Here is a 22,686-nt window from a genome sequence, read left to right as displayed (position 1 = left end):
TCGTTGATGCAAACTGATCCGTTGAATACTGAAAGTGTGGCTTGCAAGAAGCGCGGGAATGAGTTTTTGGCCCAGGGTCGATTGCAAGACGCTGCGGAATGTTACCGGCAAGCGGTTGCTGTCAATCCACAGTATGCCGAAGGTTTCCTCAACTTAGGTTTTGTTCTAAAGGAACAGGGGCTTTATGCTGAGGCAGAAGCTTGTCTCAAGCAGGCGGTTCTAATAAATCCAGAACTGGAGGATGCATTCTACCTGTTAGGCGCGCTTTCACAGGAACGTGGAAATCTGGCTGGTGCTGCTGAAAATTACAATAAAACCCTTGAGCTCAAACCAGACTTTGAGATTGTTTACCGTGACTTGTGTCAGGTGCTTTTTGAAAGCGGACAAAATGAAAGCGCCAAGAGCGTCATTAAACAAGGGCTTTCTCTTAATCCGGAATCAGCCGAGTTCCACTGTTACCTGGGGAACCTTTACGTTCACGAGAAGAAGTTTGACAAGGCGATCGCTTGCTACAGGAAATCGCTGTCAGTTGATCCGGAATATGCTGTCGTGTACTCAAATATGGGGAAGGCATTCATCGAGCAGGGCAAAATAGATGAGGCCATAGACTGTTATCGGAAGGCCGTGTCGCTTGACTCCGAGTCTGTCGCGGTCGGATCAAAGAGCAGCCTGCTTTTTCTTCAAAATTATTATCCTCGAAATTCACCCGCCCAATACCTTGCGGATGCCAAGCACTATGGCAGTGAAGTGCTGTCTCAAGCCAAGCCTTACGCAAGCTGGCCTGCTTGCCCAACAAACGGCCGACGCTTACGGGTTGGTTTGGTTTCCGGTGACCTGATGGGCCACCCGGTAGGATATTTTCTGGAAAGCATTCTCGCGCATTTGAATCCTTCCCGGATCGAACTGGTGGCCTATCCCACGCAGCCGCAGGAAGATGATCTTACCTCACGCATCAAGCCTTATTTCTCCGCCTGGAACTCTGTCGCCGGACTGAATGACGAAGCCGCAGCGCAGAAAATCCACTCGGATGGTATCCATATTCTCGTTGATCTTGCAGGGCATACGACCCACCACCGCTTGCCGGTATTCGCGTGGAAGCCTGCTCCTGTACAAGTGAACTGGCTGGGCTATTTCGCCAGTACCGGGGTGCCCGGCATGGATTATCTGCTGGCAGATCCCATATCGGTACCAGAGTCTCAGCGGGAGCAGTTCACAGAAACGGTGTGGTATTTGCCGGATACCCGCTTGTGTTTCACGCCGCCCGAGTCGAGTGCTGCGCTGACTCCGATGCTTCCTCCGTCTGTGCGAAAGGGTTTTATCACATTTGGCTGCTTCCAGAATGTGAGCAAGATCAATGATGAAGTGCTGGGCTTATGGGCAAGGATTTTCCACTCCTTGCCTCAGGCCCGGCTGCGGCTGCAAAGCAAGCAAATGGATTGCCCGGCCGCATGCGAGCAAATGCTGCGCCGCCTTGCTCAAGCTGGGATTGCCCAGCACAGGGTGGTCATAGAAGGTCCAATGCCTAGGGAGAATTATCTGGCGGCGCACGCTGAAGTGGATATTATCCTCGACACTTTTCCATATCCTGGCGGGACGACTACCTGCGAAGCCTTGTGGATGGGTGTGCCCACACTGACGCTTGCCGGAAATACCATGCTTGCTCGTCAAGGCGCGAGCATGTTGGCTTGCGCGGGGCTGGAGGAATGGATCGCCAGCAACGAGGAGGAATACGTTGCGCGTGCCTTGTTCCACGCGGCCGACGTCAGCCGGTTGGCGCAACTGCGCTCAGGCTTGCGCGAGCAGATACTCGCCTCGCCTCTCTTTGACGCGCGCCGTTTTGCGCAGCATCTGGAAGATGCGCTGCACGGCATGTGGCAGCATTCCCATGCACTTAATTCGTGGGAACATAATGTTTAACTGGCTCAAGAAGGTTTTGCCCGCACCTGAAAAATCAGCTGATGCGCCTGCGGCGGGACCAAGCAATGATTCGTCGGCGCGCGGCTTGCAGAATGAGAGCGCTGTCCATAAAAAACAGGGCAATGCGTATCTCGCCCAAGGCCAGATCGAAGAGGCGGCAGAATGTTACCGGCGGGCAGTTGCGATCAATCCCGGTGATGCCGAAAGTTTCCTCAACCTGGGGTTTGTATCAAAGGAACAGAAGCTTTTCGCGGAAGCGGAGCATTACCTCAAGCAGGCCATTTCAATAAACCAGGAGATGGAAGACGCATACTACCTGCTAGCGACTGTCCTGCAGGAACAAGGCAATCTGAACGGGGCGATAGTAAATTTCAGCAAGGCCATTGAACTCAAGCCTGGTTTTGAGATGGTTTATGGTGAGTTATTTTATGCGCTCTTCCAGAACGGGCAATATCAACAAGCCGAGGACATAATCAGAAAAGGCGTCGCGCTTAATCCAGATAACGCAGAGTTTCACTATTATCTCGGAACGCTATATGTCAAAGACACAAAACGTGACCAGGCAATCGACTGTTTTTTGAAAACATTGTCCCTTCAGCCGGAACATGTTGAGGCACACTGCAATCTTGGGCATGTATTTCAGGCCCAAGGGAAACTAGATGATGCGATTGCGCATTATCGCCATGCACTAACCCTTCAGCCGGATTACGCTGAGGTCTATAACAATCTTGGGAGTGCGCTTCAGGCGCAAGATAGGCTAGACGACGCAGTTGATAATTATCGTCATGCGCTAACACTGCAACCGCAATTTGCGGAGGCTCACTTTAACCTGATAAGTGTTCTTCAGGCGCAAGGCAAACTGGATGAGGCAGTTGACCATTATCGTCATGCGCTCTCGCTTAAGCCGAACGATCCTGCGGTACGTGGCAACCTTGGGCACACCCTTCACAGGCAGGGCAAGTTGGACGAGGCGATCGAACAGTATCGCCAAGCGCTTCTGTTAAAGCCAGATTTTCCCGAAATACATAATAACCTGGGATATGCCCTCCAGGAACAAGGCAAACTGGACGAGGCGGTTGAAAGTTACCACAAGACGCTATCGCTCAAGCCGGATTTCCCCGAGGCGTATCGTAACCTCATTGGGTTGCTTCAGGAGCAAGGCAGGCTGGACGAGGAGATCGCGCGATACCGACAGTTATTGTCGCAGAATCCGGATAGCGTTGTTGTGCATGAATATCTGGGCTATGCGCTCCGTCTCCAGGGCAAGTGGGACGAGGCGGTCTGGCATTATCGGCATGTCCTCTCGCTAAAGCCAGATCTGGCTATATCCCATGCGAATTTGGGTCATGCACTTCAGGTGCAAGGCAAATTGAATGAGGCGATCGAGTGCTACCAGCGCGCGATCGTTCTCACGCCAAATATGGCCGAGACTCACAATAACCTGGGGAACGCACTCCAGGAACAAGGCAGGCAGGATGAGGCGATTCAGAGTTATCACCGGGCAATATCGCTCAGACCGGATTATGTCGAAGCACATAACAATCTGGGGCACACTCTTCAGGCGCAAGGTGATCTGGACGAGGCGATTGCGTGCTATCGTCACGCTCTGTCACTTAACCCAGAACATCCGCAGGTCCGCGGCAACCTGCTGTTTAGCTTGAGTTTCTATTCTGGGTGTTCGCCAGATCAGTATTTGGCTGAGGCCCGGCTTTATGGAAGTAAAGTGTTGGCTCGGGCTAAGCCCTATTCACGCTGGTTGGTCAATCCGATTGATGTCGATGCGCGGCCGTTGCGGGTTGGTTTTGTATCAGGAGACTTGAGGCGTCATCCAGTAGGTTTCTTTTTGGAAAGCATTCTTTCGCACTTGAATCCAGACCGAGTGGAATTGGTGGCATATCCTACACAGCCTGAAGAGGACGAACTTACTGCGCGCATCAAATCCCGGTTTAACGCATGGTCTCCCATTGTGGGGCTGAGCGACGAAGTCGCTGCCAGAAAAATTCACAGCGATGGCCTTCATATTCTTATCGACCTGGCAGGACACACAGCCAAGAATCGCCTGCCGATTTTTGCCTGGAAACCAGCCCCAGTGCAAGTGAGTTGGCTGGGCTATTTCGCCAGCACTGGAGTGCCCGGGATGGACTACCTGTTGGCGGATCCCATATCGGTTCCGGAATCTCACCGCCGTCACTTTACCGAGACGGTGTGGTATCTGCCGGATACCCGCCTATGTTTTACTGCTCCAACAACAGGCGCAAATTCTGAGCCGACGCCCTTGCCGGCCACGCGCAATGGCTATGTCACTTTTGGCTGTTTCCAGAGGACGAGCAAGATCAATGATGACGTTCTCGCATTGTGGGGACGGATTTTCTCTGCGTTACCTCAAGCCAGGCTGCGGCTTCAAAACAACGAAGTGCGCTCACCGGCTGTCCGTGATCAATTGCTCCAACGGTTGGCCCAAGTGGGGATTGATCCCATGCGTGTAACGATTCAGGGAGCGGTTCCCAGGACGGATTACCTGGCGGCACATGCTGATGTCGATATCATTCTGGATACCTTCCCTTATCCTGGCGGTACGACTACTTGCGAGGCTTTATGGATGGGGGTGCCAACGATAACGCTTGCCGGGGACACTTTGCTCGCCCGCCAAGGTGCCAGTCTGCTGGCTTGCGCCGGATTGGGGGATTGGATAGCTTACGATAAGGAGAGTTACGTAGCCCGGGCGTTGACTCACGCCGTGGATCTTGAATGTTTGGCGCGTCTGCGTTTGGAATTGCGCAAAAAAGTGCTGGCATCGCCACTCTTTGACGCACCACTTTTTGCGCGGAACTTGGAAGAAGCGTTAAGAAATATGTGGCGGCAGAAGGTCAAGGAGATTGGAACGCAGGCGACAGAGGTGAGTTAAGGGGCTTTATTTTTGTGTGGTTTCAGGAAATCAAAGCTTTCTAATTTTCGCCTCAGTTCAGGGTTGTCTGGCGAGAGTGCTAGTGCCATTTCTAAATAACCCTGCGCCGCATGAGGGTCGGCGGATGCCAGCAATTCATAGTCGGCCGCTGTTTCAAGGAAGCGCGCCCGCAGCGACTTGCGGATACTTGGATTATTCGCTCCCGCTACAAACAGCTTCGTCGCATCTTCCCTGCTTAAGCACTTCGGCATGCTGATCAAAGGTTTGAAAAGAAGGTCTGGCAGCGCATAATCCTTCGGCGCAAACGGAGTATGTTCGAGGCGGTCCGATAAGCCGTCGAGCCATTGTTTCTCTACAGGTCTTCCTGACCCGCATGACCAGACGATCAGGCCAAGGTAGCCGAATTTGAATGATGGGTCTGCCATTTCCGATTGCTGCAAATAAAACCGTATATTATTTCCAGCAATAGGGTCGCTTGCGCCGCCATAACCAGCCTTGATCAGCGCGAGTGCCGCAGCGTGATTGGCCCGCGCGGATTGTGGGTGGCGCGTCGCTTCCATCTGGGTTCCAAGTAATGGGTTTCCCATCTGGCCCGCCCGTAGCCAAGTAAATAATGCAAGAACCAATATGGAAGTAACCGCCAGCATGCGAATTGTCAAAGGGCGATAATCGGAGTCCAGCTTTTGCAGGGTTGCCAAGCCCAAGTGGCCAACTGCAAAGACTAGTCCAATAGATGGAATGTAGTTCCTGTACTCCTGGGCAATTTCAAGTGGCAGAAAGGTTGATTCGAGGCTGTGCCCCACGAGAAACCATGCTACCCCAAAACACAATAATGGCTGGCGGTTCCGGAAGAGCCAGATCCCCAGAATGGTCGCACCCCATCCGATGACCGAGAGCAGTGTTGTGGGCGGCTGGAGAATCCCTGTCGATAAAGAAAAGTCGTCAAGGTAGAGTCCAAATGACGCATAGTTGGGCGTGATAATTTGTGCGGCGTAAAACCAAAGCACGCGTGCTTCGGTCAGAAGGCGCTCGCTCAGTGTGAATGGGCGCATTGCGTAAGCGCTTTCAAGCCAGTTCCCGCCAAGAATGATCAGCATGGTGATTGCTATGATTGGAAGCGATAAAAGCGATGCCGGGATCGCCCATGATGGGCGTCGAAGAGTCGTAACAGAGGGTGATCGGAGCAGTAACATGATGGCAAGGCTATAAAGCGGGAAAAGCAACCCCGTTTCCTTGCTTAATATTGATAGCGGCCAAAACAGCAACCAGCCTGCGGCAACCCACGCCCAGGATTTTTTCTCTCCCTGTGGCATCGACATGGCTTTCAATTGGCAGATAAGCGCCAGTAGCAAGAACATTCCGGACAGCAGGGCCATGCGCTGCACGGCGAGCATCACGGTTATGACGTTAATGGGGTGAATCAGCCACGCGGCTGCGACCCAGATTGGCAGCCAGACGATCGTTTTTTCCGAGGCTTGAATGCCGGGTGATACGCGCAGCAGTAACTTTACGAGCCAAGCAACAAGTAGCCCGTTGATGGCGTGTATGGCGAGATTGATTGCCTTGAATGCGAACGGGTCAAGGCCAAAGAAATAATAGGTAAGAGCGAAGCTAATAACGCTGATTGGGCGACCCAAAGGGCCCGCCGTCGGGCCTGAAATGCTGGCGTGAAGCGAGTCTAAATTTAAGGTTTCAAGCTGAATGGCACTGTTGTCGACAATATTGGGGTTGTCGTCAAAAATAAATTCGCCATGCAGGCCAGGCAGCATGACGGTAAGCGTCAAGGCGAGGATGGTAATCCAAGCGGAAATTTGACGGAGAATTAACAATGAATGGGTCACAATTTATCCAAAAAAAAACCCCAAGGCAAAGCCCCGGGGTTTCTGAGCATCTGGCGTACAGGTTAATTCTTGCAGGAGCCTGGCAGATACTTCGCGTCGATGGTGCCTTTTTTGCAGGTAAATGCAACCGCACCCGTTGTGGAAGTGCCCGATGCTGTGATCAGGAGCGTTTTGCCAGTTGCCGCGGCAAGGCCGGCATCGTTCGACAGCGTTACGGTCACAGTGCCGGCGTCAGCGTTGTCGCCTACCCAGTCTACGCTAGACACGTATTTCGAGCTTTGGCTTTGGACGCCCATGGAGCTGGCGGACACCAGCATTTTGCCGGCGTTTGCATAGGTTTCTGCGACAGCGGTACGTGCCGAAGAGGCCGCCAAAATGCCTTCACTAACTTTCGCGCGGACGGTGTAATCCTGATAGGCCGGCAATGCGACGGCGGCCAGAATGCCGATAATCGCGATAACGATCATCAGTTCGATCAATGTAAAGCCTTGTTGTACACGTTTCATGGTACTTCTCCTCATGAGTTGTTGAAACTAGCAAAACACGTAAGGTGTTTGTCCGTGATGTTAGCATAATGCGTGCCAGCCTGAATTTAATTGCTTGCGACGCACTTTTCTGCTTAATTCACTGTTCTTGCATGTGGCAAATCAACAGCCCTTGGTAGGTTCGCCCAAATCGCCCGCCTATCTGGTCAGGATGTGACGCTTTGCGTCACATCAGAACCCGCTGAGTCCTACGGCGTAATGTCCCTAACGAACTGGGGAAAAAATTCCGCCGCCACGATATAAGTCCCATCGCAGTTGAAGGTGGCGCGTACCAGTCCCTGCGCCAGCGAAACTGCGGCATTGCGCAAATAGAAGCCCTCTATTTCGCGCAGCTTGTTGAAAGACTGCATGATTCGCTCAATGTCCTTCTTGTCCATGGGCTGCCACTCCTTGCGCTGCCGGTCCATCAGGATTTGCCAGTGGGGTGGCAGGTATGCGCGCAGGGGGCCGGTTTGCACGGAGTCCCTGACCTTGCGGATGATTTTCATCTTCTTCTGGTAGGGCACCTTGACGAAGTGACGCTCTTTGTAGCCGTCCTGGATCAGGGTTTCGGCGTCGTGGATTTCATAATTGAAAGGGTTAAACACCGATTCGGTGCGCACTTCGCTGCTGTTAAAGCCGATGTAGATACCGTAGCAGCCGGTTTTGCGCAGCAGCCAGCCGCAGGTTTCAAGCACCTGGTCGGCGCTGCGGTCAATGCGGCTTTCCTGGCGCGGGCGCAGGGGCACGGTTTCGCGCAGGCTGGGGTCGCCCTTGATGCTGACGTAAAGCTTGCCGGGCGGCAGGCCGAAGGCGCCGATGATGGCTTCATGGACGACGCAGAGGTTTTTTTCTTCAGACATGGACGGGGGCGATTAAAAACACGAGCCGGGTGAGTGCGCTATGCTCGGCTCACCCCGGCCCGTGTCGTTAGCCGAAAAACTCTTTGACCTTGTCCATCCACGACTTGGCGCGGGGATTGTGGCGCGATCCGTCTTCCTGGTTGATGCTTTCCAGCTCGCGCAGCAATTCCTTTTGCCGCTCGGTCAGGCTCACCGGCGTTTCCACCACCATGTGGCACATCAGGTCGCCGTGGTGCTGGCTGCGCACGCCCTTGATGCCCTTGCCGCGCAGGCGGAACACCTTGCCGCTCTGGGTTTCGGCGGGAATCTTGATCTTGGCGTGACCGTCCAGGGTGGGAATGTCGATTTCGCCGCCCAGCGCGGCGACGGTGAAGCTGATCGGCATTTCGCAATGCAGGTCGTCGTGATCGCGCTGGAAGACCTGGTGCGGCTTGATCTGGATGACGACGTACAAGTCACCCGGCGGGCCGCCGTTGACGCCGTCTTCGCCTTCGCCGGAGAGTCGGATGCGGTCGCCTTCATCGACCCCGGACGGGATCTTGACCACCAGGGTCTTGTGCTGCTTGATACGGCCTGCGCCCTGACAGGTGGGGCAGGGACTTTGCACCATCTTGCCGCTGCCGTGGCAGCGCGGGCAAGTTTGCTGGATCGAGAAGAAGCCTTGTTGCATGCGCACCTGGCCATGTCCGCCGCAGGTGGTGCAGGTGACCGGCTGGGTGCCGGGTTTCGCGCCCGAGCCGTTGCAGGTGTCGCATTTTTCCATGGTGGGAATGCGGATCTTGGTTTCCGCGCCGCGGGCGGCGTCTTCCAGCGAGATTTCCAGGTTGTAGCGCAGGTCGGCGCCGCGATAGACGTTGGAACGTCCGCCGCGTCCGCCACCGCCGCCGAAGATGTCGCCGAAGATGTCGCCGAAAGCGTCGGCAAAACCACCCATGCCTGCGCCGCCGCCCATGCCCGCCTGCTGGTCGACGCCGGCGTGGCCGTACTGATCGTAGGCCGCGCGCTTGCTGGCATCGGAAAGGATTTCGTAGGCTTCCTTGGCTTCCTTGAAGTGCTCCTCCGCCTTGGGATTGTCCGGATTGCGGTCCGGATGGTGCTTCATCGCCAGCTTGCGGTAGGCCTTCTTCAGCTCGTCGTCGGAAGCGTCGCGGTTGACGCCGAGAATTTCGTAATAGTCGCGTTTGCTCATTTATGGTGAGGGGTGAAGCGAGAGGGGTGAGGCGAGAGAGGCCGTGGATGAGGCACGCACGGTGCCTTCACCCTCACCCCTCACCCCTCATCCCTCACCTCAAGCCCCTTGCTCCTCACTTCTTCTCGTCTTTGATTTCTTCGAACTCGGCGTCCACCACGTTGTCGTCTTCGGCCTTGTGCTCGCCGCCAGGTGCTGCCTGACCCTGTGGCTGTTCTGCGTACATCTTCTCCGCCAGCTTGTGCGAGGCTTCGGCCAGTGCCTTGGTTTTGGCTTCGATGGTGTCCTTGTCGTTGCCCTTGAGCGCTTCCTCGGCATCCTTCAAGGCGGACTCGATGGCGGCCTTTTCGTCGGCGCTGATCTTGTCGCCATACTCGCCCAGGGATTTTTTCACCGAGTGGATCATGGTGTCGCACTGGTTGCGCGTGCTGACCAGTTCCACGGTTTTGCGGTCGTCGTCGGCATGCGCTTCGGCGTCCTTCACCATGCGCTGGATTTCTTCGTCGTTCAAGCCCGAGCTGGCCTGGATCTTGATCTTGTTTTCCTTGCCGGTGGCCTTGTCCTTGGCGGACACGTGCAGGATGCCGTTGGCGTCGATGTCGAAGGTGACTTCGATCTGCGGCATGCCGCGCGGTGCGGGCGGGATGTCGGAAAGGTTGAACTGGCCCAGGCTCTTGTTGCCGGAGGCCACGTCGCGCTCGCCCTGCAGTACGTGGATGGTCACGGCGGACTGGTTGTCGTCGGCGGTGGAGAACACTTGGCTCGCCTTGGTCGGGATCGTGGTGTTCTTCTGGATCAGCTTGGTCATTACGCCCCCCATGGTCTCGATGCCCAGGGAAAGCGGGGTCACGTCGAGCAGCAGCACGTCCTTGACTTCGCCCTGCAGCACGCCACCCTGGATCGCGGCGCCGACAGCGACGGCTTCGTCCGGGTTGACGTCCTTGCGCGGCTCCTTGCCGAAGAACTCCTGAACTTTCTCCTGCACCTTGGGCATACGGCTCTGGCCGCCGACCAGGATGATGTCCTCGATGTCGGTGATCTTCACGCCGGCATCCTTGATAGCCTGTTTGCAAGGGGCGATGGTGCGCTCGATCAGGTCTTCCACCAGGCTTTCGAACTTGGCGCGGGTGATTTTTACCACCAAGTGCTTCGGCCCGCTGGCGTCGGCGGTGATGTAGGGCAGGTTGACGTCGGTCTGCTGGCTGCTGGACAGCTCGATCTTGGCCTTTTCCGCGGCTTCCTTGAGGCGCTGCTTGGCCAGCAGGTCGTTGCGCAGGTCGATGCCGTTCTCTTTCTTGAATTCGTCGGCCAGGTAGTCGATGACGCGGTTGTCGAAGTCTTCGCCGCCGAGGAAAGTGTCGCCGTTGGTGGACAGCACTTCGAACTGGTGCTCGCCGTCGATTTCGGCGATCTCGATGATGGAGATGTCGAACGTGCCGCCGCCCAGGTCATACACCGCGATCTTGCGGTCGCCTTCCTTCTTGTCCATGCCGAAAGCCAGCGCGGCCGCAGTCGGCTCGTTGATGATGCGTTTGACTTCCAGACCGGCGATGCGGCCGGCGTCCTTGGTGGCCTGGCGCTGGCTGTCGTTGAAGTAGGCCGGTACGGTAATGACGGCTTCGGTCACTTCCTCGCCGAGGTAATCTTCGGCGGTCTTTTTCATCTTGCGCAGCACTTGCGCGGAGACTTCCGGCGGGGCCATTTTCCGGCCGCGGATTTCCACCCAGGCGTCGCCGTTGTCGGCCTTGACGATGGAGTAGGGCATCAGACCGATGTCTTTTTGCACTTCTTTTTCATCGAAGCGGCGGCCGATCAGGCGTTTGACCGCATACAGCGTGTTTTTCGGGTTGGTGACAGCCTGGCGTTTGGCCGGTGCGCCGGCCAGGATCTCGCCGTCTTCGGCGTAGGCGACGATGGACGGCGTGGTGCGCGTGCCTTCAGAGTTTTCGATCACCTTGGGCTGACCGCTTTCCATCACGGATACGCAGGAGTTGGTGGTGCCCAAGTCAATACCGATGATTTTTCCCATGATTATTCCTTAGTATTCAAATTCATAAATTAGCGGAGTTAAAAACCCTTGCTGCTAAAGTGGGGTTGTACGCGCGGCTTTCAAGCGGTTTATCCGATTCAGGCTTCGCGTGCTTTGGCAACCATCACCAGGGCCGGACGCAGGATGCGGTCGTGCAACTGGTAGCCTTTCTGCAGCACCGTGATCACGGTGTTGGCGGGCGCCTCTGCTTCGACCATGCTGATGGCCTGGTGCTTGTGGGGGTCGAATTTTTCGTTCAGCGGGTTGAGTTCGACGATGCTGGCTTTTTCGAAAGCCGACAGCAGTTGCTTGAGCGTGAGCTCGACGCCGCTCTTGAAGTTTTCGACCGTGGCGGTTTCCACACTCAAGGCGGCTTCCAGGCTGTCCGCAACCGCGAGCAGCTCGTTGGAGAAGTTTTCCACGGCGTATTTGTGGGCGCTGGCGACGTCAGCCTGGGCGCGTTTGCGGATGTTCTCCGCATCGGCCTTGGCGCGCAGCCAGGCATCGTGATGCTCCTGTGCGGCCAGTTCGGCCTGTTTCAGGAGTTCTTCCATACTCGGCATGATTTCCACGTTTTCATCTGCTGCCGGGGCTTGCGCCGCTTCGGCCTGTGCTTCCGTGTCCGGGGTTTTTTGATCGTCTTGCATCAACGGGCTCCTTTGTGAACTGGGAGCGATATGGGAGTGCTTTTCCCCATTTCAAGCGCATGGGTAATCTATTTGTTGTCTTCGTCGTCGAGGCGGCTGCTTCTTACAAGTTGCTCGCAACTGAAATCACCGGAACCGGATTGCGCCAGGCCGGTGAATCAGCATGTTTTTCGGACTGGCGTTGCAGCAACTGGGTGATGCTTTTCTCGGGCAGGGGGCGGAAGAAGTAATAGCCCTGCACTTCGTGGCACTGATAAGTGCGCAGAAAAATGAGCTGTTTTTCGCTTTCCACACCCTCGGCCACTACCCGGACGCCAAGGTTTTGCGCCATGGCGATCACGGCGCGGGTGATGGCGGCATCGCTGGAATTGGTGGTGATGCCGTTGATGAAAGAGCGGTCGATCTTGATGCTGTGGACGGGGAAGTGCTTGAGGTAGCTGAGGGACGAATAGCCGGTGCCGAAATCGTCGATGGCGATCCTGACGCCCATGGACTTGAGGGCCTTCAGGGTGGATATGGCGGCATCGATGTCCCGCAGGGCGATGGTTTCGGTCAGTTCCAGTTCGAGCCAGCGCGGCGCCAGGCCGGTGTCCAGCAGCACTTCATGCACCAGTTGGTCGAGGCCGGGCTTGCTGAACTGTTGTGCCGAAAGGTTGACAGCCATGCGCATCGTGGTGTGGCCCTGGCGGTGCCAGGCGCTGTTCTGTGCGCAGGCGGTGCGCAGCACCCAGTCGCTGATGGCATGAATCAGGCCGGTTTCTTCCGCCAGGGGGATAAACTCCGTAGGAGAAATCGTGCCCAGTTCCGGGTGGTGCCAGCGCAGCAGCGCTTCTACGCCGCGTATTTGCCCGCTTTCCAGGTCGATCTGCGGCTGGTAGAGCAGTACCAGCTGATTGTCATCCAGAGCGTGATGCAGGGCGCGCTCCAGCGTCGAGTGGCGCGACGAACGGCGGTTCTGGTGCAGGTCCGGGTCGTAAAACGCATAATTGTCGCGCCCGTGATCCTTGATCTGGTCCATGGCGGTCTTGGCGTTGGCGATGAGGGCGCAAATTTTTTCGCCTTGCCGCGGATACAGGCTGATGCCGATGCTGGCGCTGAGAAAAATTTCCTCATTCTCGACGGCGAACGGCTCGGACAGGCAGCGCATGATGCGTTCGGCCACGTCTGCGGCATCCTGGCGATCCTTGGGGTTTTCTATCGCGAGCGCAAACGTGTCTCCGCCCAGGCGCGCCAAGGGGCAGTTGCCGATGTCAAGTTCGCCCAAGCGCCGGGTCGCCGAGAGCAGCACCATGTCTCCGGCCGCGTAGCCGTAAGTGTCGTTGACCTGTTTGAAACGGTCGAGCCCGACGACCAGGATGGCAAGGCTGTGTGCTGTGTCCTCTGCGCGCGACAGGCAGAGTTCCAGCTGATTCTTGAATAGCGTGTAGTTGGACAGCCCGGTCAGGCTGTCGTGGAATTCGGGTGGGCCGGGGCGGCTCAAGACTGGCATTGGTTCCAGCGAGTCGAACATCACAGCATTGACTGCGTTTTGAAAAGGCATTCAGATTCTTTGGTGACCGGACAACAATATCCCGACCATAAGAATAGGGGTTTTTCGGCAGATTGGCTGCCGGAGCAATCCGAATTAATTGTAGGAGATGGACGTCAGTCCGTAAGACTATTCCGGCAAAAACTAGTCGAAAAGCTGATGTTCGAGCGCGTAGCGAATTAAATCCGCGTTATTGCTCATGCCCATTTTTTCCAGCAGGCGGGTACGGTAGGTGCTGATGGTTTTGATGCTGAGAGCGAGGGTCTGGGCGATTTCGGTAAGGGATTTGCCAGCCACGATATGGCGGTACACCAGGTATTCGCGATCCGATAAAGTCGAATGCAGTTGCTGACCACTGCCGTAGAGGGATTGCAGCAGGTGGTCAGCCAGGGTGTTGCTGGCATATCTCCCGCCAGCCGCAGCCTTGCGGATCGCGATGATGAGTTCGTCGGCATCGGCATCCTTGGAGAGATACCCAGCCGCGCCGAGCTTGATGGTTCTGACCGCGTACTGTTCCTCGGGATACATGCTGAGCATGAGCACCGGCAAATGGGGTTTTTCCTTCTTGATCTGTTTCAGCACGTCAAGTCCGGATTTGCCCGGCAGGTTGATGTCCAGCAGAACTGCATCCCAATCTTCCTTGCGCATCAGTTCGAGCGCCTCGCTGCCATTGCCCGTTTCGGCGCTGACCTGGATATCCGGGGTGTCGGCGAGGATGCGCTTCAGGCCGTCGCGGAAAATATTGTGATCGTCGGCGATCAGAAGTTTGATCATCTTGTTATTAGCTCCGGCGCAGCAAGAGGGAGTTTCAGGCGAACGGTGGTGCCATGCCCGGGGGTACCGCTGACGATTACTTCACCGCCCAGTTGTTTGGCGCGTTCCTGCATGCCGAGGATGCCGTAGGATTGGAAGCGTTGGGACCGCTCCGGAATGATTCCGCAGCCATCGTCACGGATGGAAATGGCCAGTTCTTCCGCGGTCACACTAAACTGAATATCTGCCGTTTCGGCCTTTGCGTGGCGCACGATATTGGTGAGCGATTCCTGGAAAATGCGGAATATGGCGGTGGCGCGCAGATCGTCCAGCTCCACTTCCTGTTCGGGTGGGGTGAAGCTGTAGGAAATGCCCTGGCGCCCCAGCAGCGTTGCGGCATGCTCCTCCATCGCCGCAACCAGGCCCAGGTTATCCAGGGCGCCGGGGCGCAAATCAGCGGAAATGCGCCGCGCGGTTTGCAGTGCTTCCCTGATCAGTTGTGCCATGGCCTGCGTGCGCTCCAGCAAGAGCGGATCATCCATGCGTTTGTCCAGCCAGCCAAGATCCATTTTCAGCGTGCTGAGGATGCCGCCCAGTTCGTCATGAATCTCGCGCGAAATCTTGCTGCGCTCTTCTTCGCGTGCGCGCTGGATGTGGTCGGAGAGCTTCTCCAGCGCAAACCAGGCATGGACGCTTTCGTCTTCGCGCTGCTTGGACAAGGTGATGTTGAGAATGATGCCGTCCCACACAATGGAGCCATCCGGCATGGCGCAGGGTACGGCCCGCAGGTTGATCCATTTTTCGTCATGGGGGGGGACGATGATGCGCCCTTCCCAGTTCCAGTGCGTCAATTGCTGTGCGGAAAGGGCCATGGCCGAAAAAAAGGAATCCCGGTCATCGGGGTGCAGGTTGCTGATGCAGGGTATCCAGCCGGCATCCTCGGGGTCTGCCCGTTCGTCGCATACGGCGCGCACGGCCTTGCTGGTGAACAGGCAGCACAAGCTGCCGTCGGCGTGCCGCTGCAGCTGGAAAACCAGGGCGGGAACATTGGCCGCGATGGTCTCGATGCGCAATTCGTCTTCGTGCGTTACAGCGTCCAGCATATGAATGGCGGACGAGGCCTTAGACTTTGAAACGGCTGACTGTGTCTTGCAGCGTTTCGGCCAGCTGCTCCAGGTGGCGCGCGGCGTTGGCGGTCTGGCCGACTGCCTGACTGTTCTCCTCGGCCATGGCGGCAATCGCCTCGACGTTGGAAGAAACCTCGGTGCTGGTGGCCCGCTGGCGCTCGGCAATGTCGGCGACATCGCTCACTTTTTCGCCTACCTGATTGACGGAGGCATTGGCTTCTGAAAGCACCATCGCCACGGTTTCCATGGAGTCCTGACTGGAGAGCAGGTGTGACAGGCCCCTTTCGATGGCTTTATCCACCGCCACGGACTGCTGGCCGAGGGCTTGGGTGACCGTATCGATCTGGCTCGCGGACTGGGAAGATTTTTCGGCGAGTTTCCGGACTTCGTCCGCGACCACCGCAAATCCGCGCCCCTGTTCGCCGGCACGGGCGGCTTCGATGGCGGCGTTCAAGGCAAGCAGGTTGGTTTGCTCGGCGATGTCCTTGACCTGTTTGGTCATGGTGTTGATGGAAGTGGTGCTGCGCGTGAATTCGTTCACCGCGCTGGCGATTTCCTTCACCGCCGACTCCACCTGGTCAATCTCGCCTACCAGCATGGAAATGCTTTCGTTGCCCTGGTGGGAGCGCTCCAGGCTCTGCTGGGACATTTGCTGCATCTGTTCCGTGCTTTGCGCTACAGCGGCAATGCTCCCGGTCATTTCTTCGACCGCTGCGGCAGTGGCGACCGATTTGTCGCGTTGCTGGCTGGAACTGTCCGCTACCTGCTGGGCGCCTTGGGCGAGTTGTTTGGCGGCAACAGAAACCTGGTTCGCAGATTCGCTGACTTGGCGCACCAGGTGACTGAATTTTTCCATCACCTGATTGAACAGCGTCGCGGTCTGGCCGATTTCATCCTGGCTTTTTACGCTCAGGCGCCGCGTAAGGTCGCCTTCACCCGCGGCGATGTCGTGCAGACCATCACTCATTTCCTTGAGGGGTTTGGTGATGACGCGTCTGGTGAACAGATAGATGAACAGCAGCAAAGGGACGCTGAACACGACGGCTACGGCGAAGAGTTTCCAGGTGAAGTCCCACACCGCCTGGTTGGCCTTGTCGAGGGAGATTTTCATGCTCACGGCGCCGAGAACCGTGCCCTCAGGCACGATATGGCACATCAGGCAGTCTTTGCCGAGGTAGTTTTTCGACGCAATGACGGGAATCACGGCGCGCATATTTTCAACGCTTTTCCCCTTGTATTGTTCTTTTACGACCTGGTAATAGGCCTTGCCGCTTTGCAGGACCCCGCGTTCTACTAGGTCGGCGTTGGACTCTCCCGCAAGTCCCGCGCCGAACTGCTTGATCAGGGCGTCACCGCGGATGACCTGCAGGTCGCGCACGTTGTCGGATTGGCGGATCTGGTCCAGGTACACGGCGCGCTGCGCGACGGTGCCGGTGATCATCATGCCGGTGAGGCCGGACAGGGTCATCTGGTGGATGCTGTTGGAGAAATCGATGGTCTGCTGAATCGCGGTGCGATGGTGCTCGACCGAAGCCCAGTAAATCATGGCGCTCCAGGCGAAGATCAGCATCAGCCAGATCGCGCCAACCTGGCGCACCCATATTTTCAGGTCTAGCATTCTTTGAAAAATTGAGCGGGACATTTAGAGGATCCTTTGTCTGGCAGCCAGCGTAGTTACGTGAAAATCGGTAGCGGCAACTATACCCGACAGCCGGGGATAGCGAAAGGAGGCAAAGGCATCAAGCGGCCAAGTCGACCTGCTGCACCGTGCCGGCGACGCCGTCTTCGCTCAAATAGACGCCGCTGGAGCGAATCTTGCCGTCCAGGCGGTTGCTCGCGTCCTTGATGCTGAACTCCGTGGCGGCATTGCCGAGATAGATTGCACCTACCCCGGCGTCTTTCAGCGAAGCCAATTGGTCGTTGCCCTGTGCGTCCTTGCTCCAGACCTTGAGCTGGTTGAATACCGCATCATTTTCGTCGATCCAGCGATTGCCGTCCTTGTCGTATGCCGCCAGATCGGTGAATCCGTTGCCGCTGGCCGGCCCGAACAGTTCGCTGCCGTTGTTGATCTTGCCGTCCTGGTTCTTGTCCAGGGCGAGGAAGCCGCTGCCCGGGGCGACGAACGAAATCTGCTCGGTCTTGCCGTCGGCGTCCAGGTCGAAGCTGAATTTGGCGGATGTCAGTTGCGCCGCGTTGCCGCTGAAATTGATCACTAGCGGGTCTTTCGCCTGCCGCGCCGCATCGCCCAGGCGCACGCTGACATCGCTTTGCTCCAGATACTCGCGGCTCATGTTCAATTGCAGGCTGAATGTGATTTCCCTGCCGTCGGCCGTCTTGACCACGCCTTGCGCCGAGAAGCTGGTTTGTTCGGCCTCGTAATGCGTTTCGTGACGCTCGTATTCGACGCCGAAGCCGGCGCTGGCCTGGGCGGGTTGTTCCTTGGCGGCCTGATTTGGGTCCTGTACTTGCTCCGGCGGGGGCGTCTGCGCCGGCTGCAGGTCCTTCATGGACAGGATTTTTATCTTCTTGCCGGTCAGCGCTTCTATCATGCGCATGAGTAGTTGCATGCGCGGGTCGTTGTCGACGGCGTCCTGCATGTCCGCCACGGGGTCTGACTTTTGCGCCGCTTTGCCCTCGCTGGACAGGGCGACATGGTCCGCCTGCGGGCGCGACGTGTTGGTGTTGCGCCCCTCGAAATCGGGGCGCTGGGAACCGGTCCAGGCGCGCAGCGATTCGCTTATGCTGTGTTTGTCGATTGCGCTGTGTTGGCTGGATAACAGTATGTCGGAGCTGGCAATTTTCATGATGCACCTCGTTGCGGCGGATATTTGCCGCTATTGAGGTATTAGCGGTATTTCCGGCAGTAACTTGATGCTACTCGGAGCGCCCGTTGTCGCCCCTCGGCGGTGCTAGGTCTTGGCGCCCATGGCCAGCGCGCGATCCCGGCTTTGCTGCACGCTGTCGGGACTGACAGCATTTTCGAGCCAGCCCTGCAGATGTTTCAGGACCAGTTCGCTGAGCGCGCGCATCCAGTCGTCGCGTTCGTTGAGGCAGGGAATGTAGTGGTATTCCTGCCCCCCGGCGTTGAGGAAATCCGCCTTGCACTCCATGGCGATTTCTTCGAGGGTTTCCAGGCAATCGGATGAAAATCCGGGGCAGATGACATCCACCCGTTTGCAGCCTTTCTTGCCAAGATCCTTCAAGGTCTGGGCGGTATAGGGCTGGAGCCACTCGGCGCGGCCGAAGCGCGACTGGAAGGTGATCAGGTATTGATCCTGCGCCAACCCCAACGCATCGGCCAGCAGCCGGCCGGTTTTCTGGCATTCGCAGTGGTAGGGGTCGCCCAGCAGCAGGGATCTCTTAGGTACGCCGTGAAAACTCATCACCAGCTTGTCCGCCCGTCCGTTCTGCATCCAGTGGTCGCGCACGCTGCTGGCCAGTGCGCCGATATAGCCGGGATCGTCGTGGTAGTGCCGCACCGTGCGCAGTTCAGGCATGTTGCGGCTTTGCTGCAAGGTCTGAAATACGGCGTCCAGCGCGGTTGCTGTGCTGCTGGCGGCGTACTGCGGGTAGAGCGGAAAGGCGAGTATGCGGTCGCAGCCCTGTTCCTTGAGGCTTGCCAAAGCCGATGCGACCGATGGGTTGCCATAGCGCATGGCGTATTCCACCACCAGGGGCGAACGGGTGCGCTCGCCGAGGTAGCCCTGCAGCATCTTCGCCTGCTTGCGGGTGTGGGCCGCCAGGGGCGAGCCCTCGGCGCTCCATATCTGGGCGTATTTCTGCGCCGATTTCGCCGGGCGGGTGTTGAGGATGATGCCGTTGAGAATCGGCCACCACACCAGGCGGGGAATTTCCACCACGCGCGGGTCGCTGAGGAACTCTTTCAGATAGCGGCGCAGCGCGGTTTTTGTGGGGGCGTCCGGGGTACCGAGGTTGATCAGCAGGACGCCGGTTTTTGCGGGCGCGCCGTGCTGGTATGTGGGTTCGGGCAGAAAAGGCATGCTTTGTCCGGAAAAGTGTTTCCTACGTTGATCGTGCAAGCCCGAACCCGGCTTACACCCGGATTTGTTCGACCAGGTGCTGCAGTTCGGCAGCGATATGCGCAACGTCTTGCGCTGCGTCACCCATGGCCTGAACGGAAACAGAATTTTCCTGGCTCATGGCGGAAATCTGCTCCAGGTTGCCGGCCACTTCCTCCGTCGCACGGGCCTGCTCTTGTGTACTGCCGACGATGTGGTTGACCCGTTCAGAAACCTGGTTGGCTGCGCGCGTGATTTGCTGCAGCGCCTCGCTGGTCTGGTGATTGTAGTCTGCGCCGTCGGCCACGGCTTGCTTGACCTCGCCCATGGATTGCACCGCGGCATCGGTTTCGTTGCGGATGGCATCGATCACGCCGGAAATTTCAGCCGTGCTGGAGCCGGTACGTTCGGCAAGCTTTCTCACCTCGTCAGCCACCACCGCGAAGCCGCGCCCTTGTTCGCCAGCGCGCGCAGCCTCGATTGCCGCATTGAGGGCGAGCAGGTTGGTCTGGTCGGCAATTTCCTTGATCACTTTGGTGATGTCGCCGATTTTCTGGATCGACTCGCTCAGTTGCGTGACGGTCCCGACCGAGGTGTTGACAGATTGAACAGCCTGCTCAGCCGCGATCATGTTTTTCGCCATGCTGGCGTTGCCTTCCTGGGCGAAAGTCTCGTTCTGACGCACTGCGTCCGAGGCGGCTCGGGCGGCGTCAGCGATCGACGCGATAGCGCTGTTCATTTCTTCGGCGGCGCTGCTGACCTGCATCATGCGGTCATTGCGCGCCTGACCGCGCGAAACCACCTGGGCGACCTGTTCCGAAAGGTGGGCCGATGCGCGTGCAGCCAAGCCGGCCTCGTTTTTGACCCCGCTGACAATGCCGCGCAACTGGGACAGCGCGTTTTCCAGGTCCTGCGACATGGCGCCGAATTCATTTTGATCTTCGAGAGAGACTTGCACATTGAGGTCGCCCTTTGCGACTTGTGCCAGTGCCTCGCGCAACGAGTGAATGCCTCGGTTCATCTGGCGGACAAAAACGAAGCCGAAGATCGTCATTACTACCAGCGTGACAGCAAAGACGCCAAGTTCGGTATAAATCAGTTTTTTGTTGTTGGCGGAGCTGGTTTCATAGGCCTGCTTGATCGCCGTCTGTTGTTCCGGCAGCAAGGCCGCTATTGGTTTTAGAACACCCATTTGAACTGCCGGCCATTCATCTTCCAGTAGTCCGGAAATGAGTTTCTTGTCGTCCTGCTCATAGGCTTTGTCGAGTTTGTCAAAAAAAGCCGGCAGGGTGGGTAGCTTGGCATCGATCTTTTCGATCAGCTCCTTTTCTTCTGCATTCAGCGCATTGCCCTGGGTTTTTTCCTTGAACAGGTCCCAGTTCCTGGTGATCTCGCTGCGCGCATCCTTGAGGTGTATTTTTGATCCGATGGCAGGCATCTGGTCCAGCACTACGCCGGCCATGCGAAAGCGGATCTCTTTAAGGTTCTGGTCTATGGCCTGGAGTGCCGAGGACGGTTCGACATGATTCACGTAAACCGATTCCAGTGCTTTCGAGCCTTGATTCAGGCTGTACACACCCACTGCGGTTAATATCATGGCAACGAATACGGCAAGTATGTTGACGAGCAGGGCTTTTGCCCTCAGGTTTTGAAAATTGAACATGGACACCCGTCGGAATGTGGGTTGATGTGAGACAAATCATGCCGGCGACCCTCGGGCCGCCAGTTTTGGAACAATCGAATGAAGCGATTACTCGACTGGGTAGCCTTTGGCTTTCCATTCCGGGAAGCCGCCGCGGAACCAGTACACTTTCTTGTGACCGGCCTTGATGGCGGTCGCTGCGGCCTTGTAACTCTTCCAGCATTCAGCTCCATTGCATTGGAAAATCACTCCGGCGTTCTTGTCCGTGGGTAGTTTAGCGACATCAAAACTGTCTTGCGTGGCGTCGAAATCGGCAGCCTTGGCGCTTTTTTCCTTATAAGGGATGTTTTTGGCGCCTTTGATGTGCGCTTCAGCGTATTCGTTGGCAACGCGTGCGTCGATCATGGCTGCTCCGCCGTCCATCAGGGACTTGGCTTTGGTCGCATCGACTAAAGTGGCGCCGGTGAGGGATGCTGGGGTATCGGTGGCAAATGCTGCGCCGCTGAGCAGAGTGGCGGCAGTGCCGAGAGCGAGCAGGAAGGATTTTACGGTGGTGCGGGATTTCATGAGTAGCGTCTCCATTTTGTTGTAGTTGGGAATTGCGCGCGGGAAAGCATACCGCCTTCGCCGGTGTTTATCTAGTGGTAGGACAGGGCGCTGCCCAGCAGCTTGGCGGTCACATCTACGATCGGGATCACGCGCTCGTAAGCCATGCGCGTCGGGCCGATCACGCCCACCGTGCCGACTACCTGGCCGTCGACCTCATAAGGCGCGGTGACCACGCTGCACTCGTCGAGCGGGGCGTGGCCTGATTCGCCGCCGATGAATATCTGCACGCCATGGGCGCCCTGGCTGACGTCGAGCAGCTGGATCAGGGTGGTCTTCTGCTCGAAGGCGTCGAACAGCCGGCGCAAGCTCGACATGTTGGACGATAGGTCGTCCACGTGAAGAAGATTTTTCTCGCCCGAGAGAACGTAACCTTCGCTTGGTTCCAGTGCCTGGCTGCTGGCTTCGAGCGCCGCGGACATGAGCGACGTCATGTCCTGGTGCAGGCGTTTCAGCTCGTCCTGCATGCGCGTGCGCGCTTCCTCCAGCGTGCAGCCGGCGTAGTGCTGGTTGAAGAAATTCGCGGCGCGCGTGAGTTCCGCAGGGCTATAGGCCTTGTCGGTCAGGAGTATGCGGTTCTGCACGTTTTCGTCGGCAGTGACGATGATGAGCAGGATGCGCTTTTCCGACAGCGGCAGGAACTCCAGGTGGCGGAAGGCGGGCGAGCGGCGCTTCGGCGTCATCACGATGCCGGCGAACAGGGTCAGGTCCGACAGCAGCTTCGATGCGGAGGCGATCAGCCGCTGCGGGTCGGCGGGGTGGAGCTGGTTTTCCAGCTGGTGCACCTGAACCTGGTCGAGCGGACGCACGGTGAGCAGGGTGTCGACGAAGAAACGATAGCCGCGCGGCGTAGGGATTCGGCCGGCTGAGGTGTGCGGGCTGACGATGAAGCCCATCTCCTCCAGGTCCGCCATCGCGTTGCGAATGGTAGCGGCGGAGAGATCGAGGCCGGAGTGTTTGGACAGGGTGCGCGAGCCCACCGGCTGGCCTTCGGCGATATAGCGTTCGACCAGGGTCTTGAGAAGAAGTTGTGCGCGTTCGTTCAGCATCGGTCCATTTTACTTATTTGAATATCTTTGGGGCAATAACTTGCGGT

Annotated in this window: 17 protein-coding genes; 2 read left to right on the top strand and 15 right to left on the bottom strand. The window is 57.3% G+C overall.

Translation table 11 applies throughout. From position 1 onward, the window contains the following. Nucleotides 1–6 precede the first annotated feature (6 nt). Entirely contained in the window at nucleotides 7–1,917 is a 1,911-nt protein-coding gene (locus SKTS_RS16500; RefSeq protein WP_173067586.1) for an O-linked N-acetylglucosamine transferase, SPINDLY family protein, read from the top strand. Beyond that, entirely contained in the window at nucleotides 1,910–4,822 is a 2,913-nt protein-coding gene (locus tag SKTS_RS16495; RefSeq protein ID WP_173067583.1) for a tetratricopeptide repeat protein, read from the top strand. The genes SKTS_RS16500 and SKTS_RS16495 overlap by 8 nt, the downstream gene beginning before the upstream one ends. Here the strand turns inward: SKTS_RS16495 and SKTS_RS16490 are convergent. The 15 genes from SKTS_RS16490 to hrcA form a co-directional block, all read right to left on the bottom strand. Then, nucleotides 4,819–6,663 carry a pilus assembly protein PilF gene (locus SKTS_RS16490; RefSeq protein ID WP_173067580.1) on the bottom strand — a complete coding sequence of 615 codons (1,845 nt, stop codon included), beginning with the start codon at nucleotides 6,661–6,663 and terminating at the stop codon, nucleotides 4,819–4,821. The two genes, SKTS_RS16495 and SKTS_RS16490, sit on opposite strands and share 4 nt — an antisense overlap. 62 nt (nucleotides 6,664–6,725) lie before the next feature. Continuing rightward, nucleotides 6,726–7,169: a pilin gene (locus SKTS_RS16485; protein ID WP_173067577.1), complete on the bottom strand. Its 444-nt coding sequence runs from the start codon at nucleotides 7,167–7,169 to the stop codon at nucleotides 6,726–6,728. 227 nt (nucleotides 7,170–7,396) lie between these two features. Then, the gene (locus SKTS_RS16480; protein WP_173067574.1) at nucleotides 7,397–8,050 is read right to left on the bottom strand and encodes a hypothetical protein; all 654 of its coding nucleotides are present in this window, start codon (nucleotides 8,048–8,050) and stop codon (nucleotides 7,397–7,399) included. 67 nt (nucleotides 8,051–8,117) lie between these two features. Further along, nucleotides 8,118–9,239: a molecular chaperone DnaJ gene (dnaJ, locus tag SKTS_RS16475; RefSeq protein WP_173067571.1), complete on the bottom strand. Its 1,122-nt coding sequence runs from the start codon at nucleotides 9,237–9,239 to the stop codon at nucleotides 8,118–8,120. A 115-nt stretch (nucleotides 9,240–9,354) separates the two neighbouring features. Then, entirely contained in the window at nucleotides 9,355–11,268 is a 1,914-nt protein-coding gene (gene dnaK, locus SKTS_RS16470) for a molecular chaperone DnaK (protein ID WP_173067568.1), read from the bottom strand. A gap of 98 nt (nucleotides 11,269–11,366) precedes the next feature. Then, the gene (gene grpE / locus SKTS_RS16465) at nucleotides 11,367–11,915 is read right to left on the bottom strand and encodes a nucleotide exchange factor GrpE (protein ID WP_173067565.1); all 549 of its coding nucleotides are present in this window, start codon (nucleotides 11,913–11,915) and stop codon (nucleotides 11,367–11,369) included. A gap of 103 nt (nucleotides 11,916–12,018) precedes the next feature. Then, nucleotides 12,019–13,455 (bottom strand): putative bifunctional diguanylate cyclase/phosphodiesterase, encoded by a 1,437-nt coding sequence (locus SKTS_RS16460; protein ID WP_173067562.1) that lies wholly within the window; start codon nucleotides 13,453–13,455, stop codon nucleotides 12,019–12,021. 132 nt (nucleotides 13,456–13,587) lie between these two features. After that, entirely contained in the window at nucleotides 13,588–14,217 is a 630-nt protein-coding gene (locus SKTS_RS16455) for a response regulator (protein WP_173067559.1), read from the bottom strand. Next, nucleotides 14,214–15,299: a sensor histidine kinase gene (locus tag SKTS_RS16450; protein WP_173067556.1), complete on the bottom strand. Its 1,086-nt coding sequence runs from the start codon at nucleotides 15,297–15,299 to the stop codon at nucleotides 14,214–14,216. The genes SKTS_RS16455 and SKTS_RS16450 overlap by 4 nt, the downstream gene beginning before the upstream one ends. Before the next feature lie 19 nt (nucleotides 15,300–15,318). Next, nucleotides 15,319–16,965 (bottom strand): methyl-accepting chemotaxis protein, encoded by a 1,647-nt coding sequence (locus tag SKTS_RS16445; RefSeq protein WP_173067553.1) that lies wholly within the window; start codon nucleotides 16,963–16,965, stop codon nucleotides 15,319–15,321. A gap of 97 nt (nucleotides 16,966–17,062) precedes the next feature. Then, a complete protein-coding gene (locus SKTS_RS16440) occupies nucleotides 17,063–18,127 on the bottom strand; it encodes a VCBS repeat-containing protein (RefSeq protein ID WP_173067550.1) in 1,065 nt (354 codons plus the stop codon). Between the two features lie 105 nt (nucleotides 18,128–18,232). After that, nucleotides 18,233–19,324, bottom strand: coding sequence for a ferrochelatase (gene hemH / locus SKTS_RS16435; protein ID WP_173067547.1), 1,092 nt, complete (start codon nucleotides 19,322–19,324; stop codon nucleotides 18,233–18,235). A 52-nt stretch (nucleotides 19,325–19,376) separates the two neighbouring features. Next, entirely contained in the window at nucleotides 19,377–21,005 is a 1,629-nt protein-coding gene (locus SKTS_RS16430; RefSeq protein WP_173067544.1) for a methyl-accepting chemotaxis protein, read from the bottom strand. A gap of 87 nt (nucleotides 21,006–21,092) precedes the next feature. After that, nucleotides 21,093–21,551 (bottom strand): rhodanese-like domain-containing protein, encoded by a 459-nt coding sequence (locus SKTS_RS16425; protein ID WP_173067541.1) that lies wholly within the window; start codon nucleotides 21,549–21,551, stop codon nucleotides 21,093–21,095. Between the two features lie 71 nt (nucleotides 21,552–21,622). Then, the gene (gene hrcA / locus SKTS_RS16420) at nucleotides 21,623–22,639 is read right to left on the bottom strand and encodes a heat-inducible transcriptional repressor HrcA (protein ID WP_173067538.1); all 1,017 of its coding nucleotides are present in this window, start codon (nucleotides 22,637–22,639) and stop codon (nucleotides 21,623–21,625) included. Nucleotides 22,640–22,686 lie beyond the last annotated feature (47 nt).

It is taken from the genome of Sulfurimicrobium lacus, assembly GCF_011764585.1.
Lineage (GTDB): Bacteria > Pseudomonadota > Gammaproteobacteria > Burkholderiales > Sulfuricellaceae > Sulfurimicrobium > Sulfurimicrobium lacus.
Note: the sequence above shows the minus strand (reverse complement) of the source record. Positions and strands in the feature narration are given on the sequence as shown.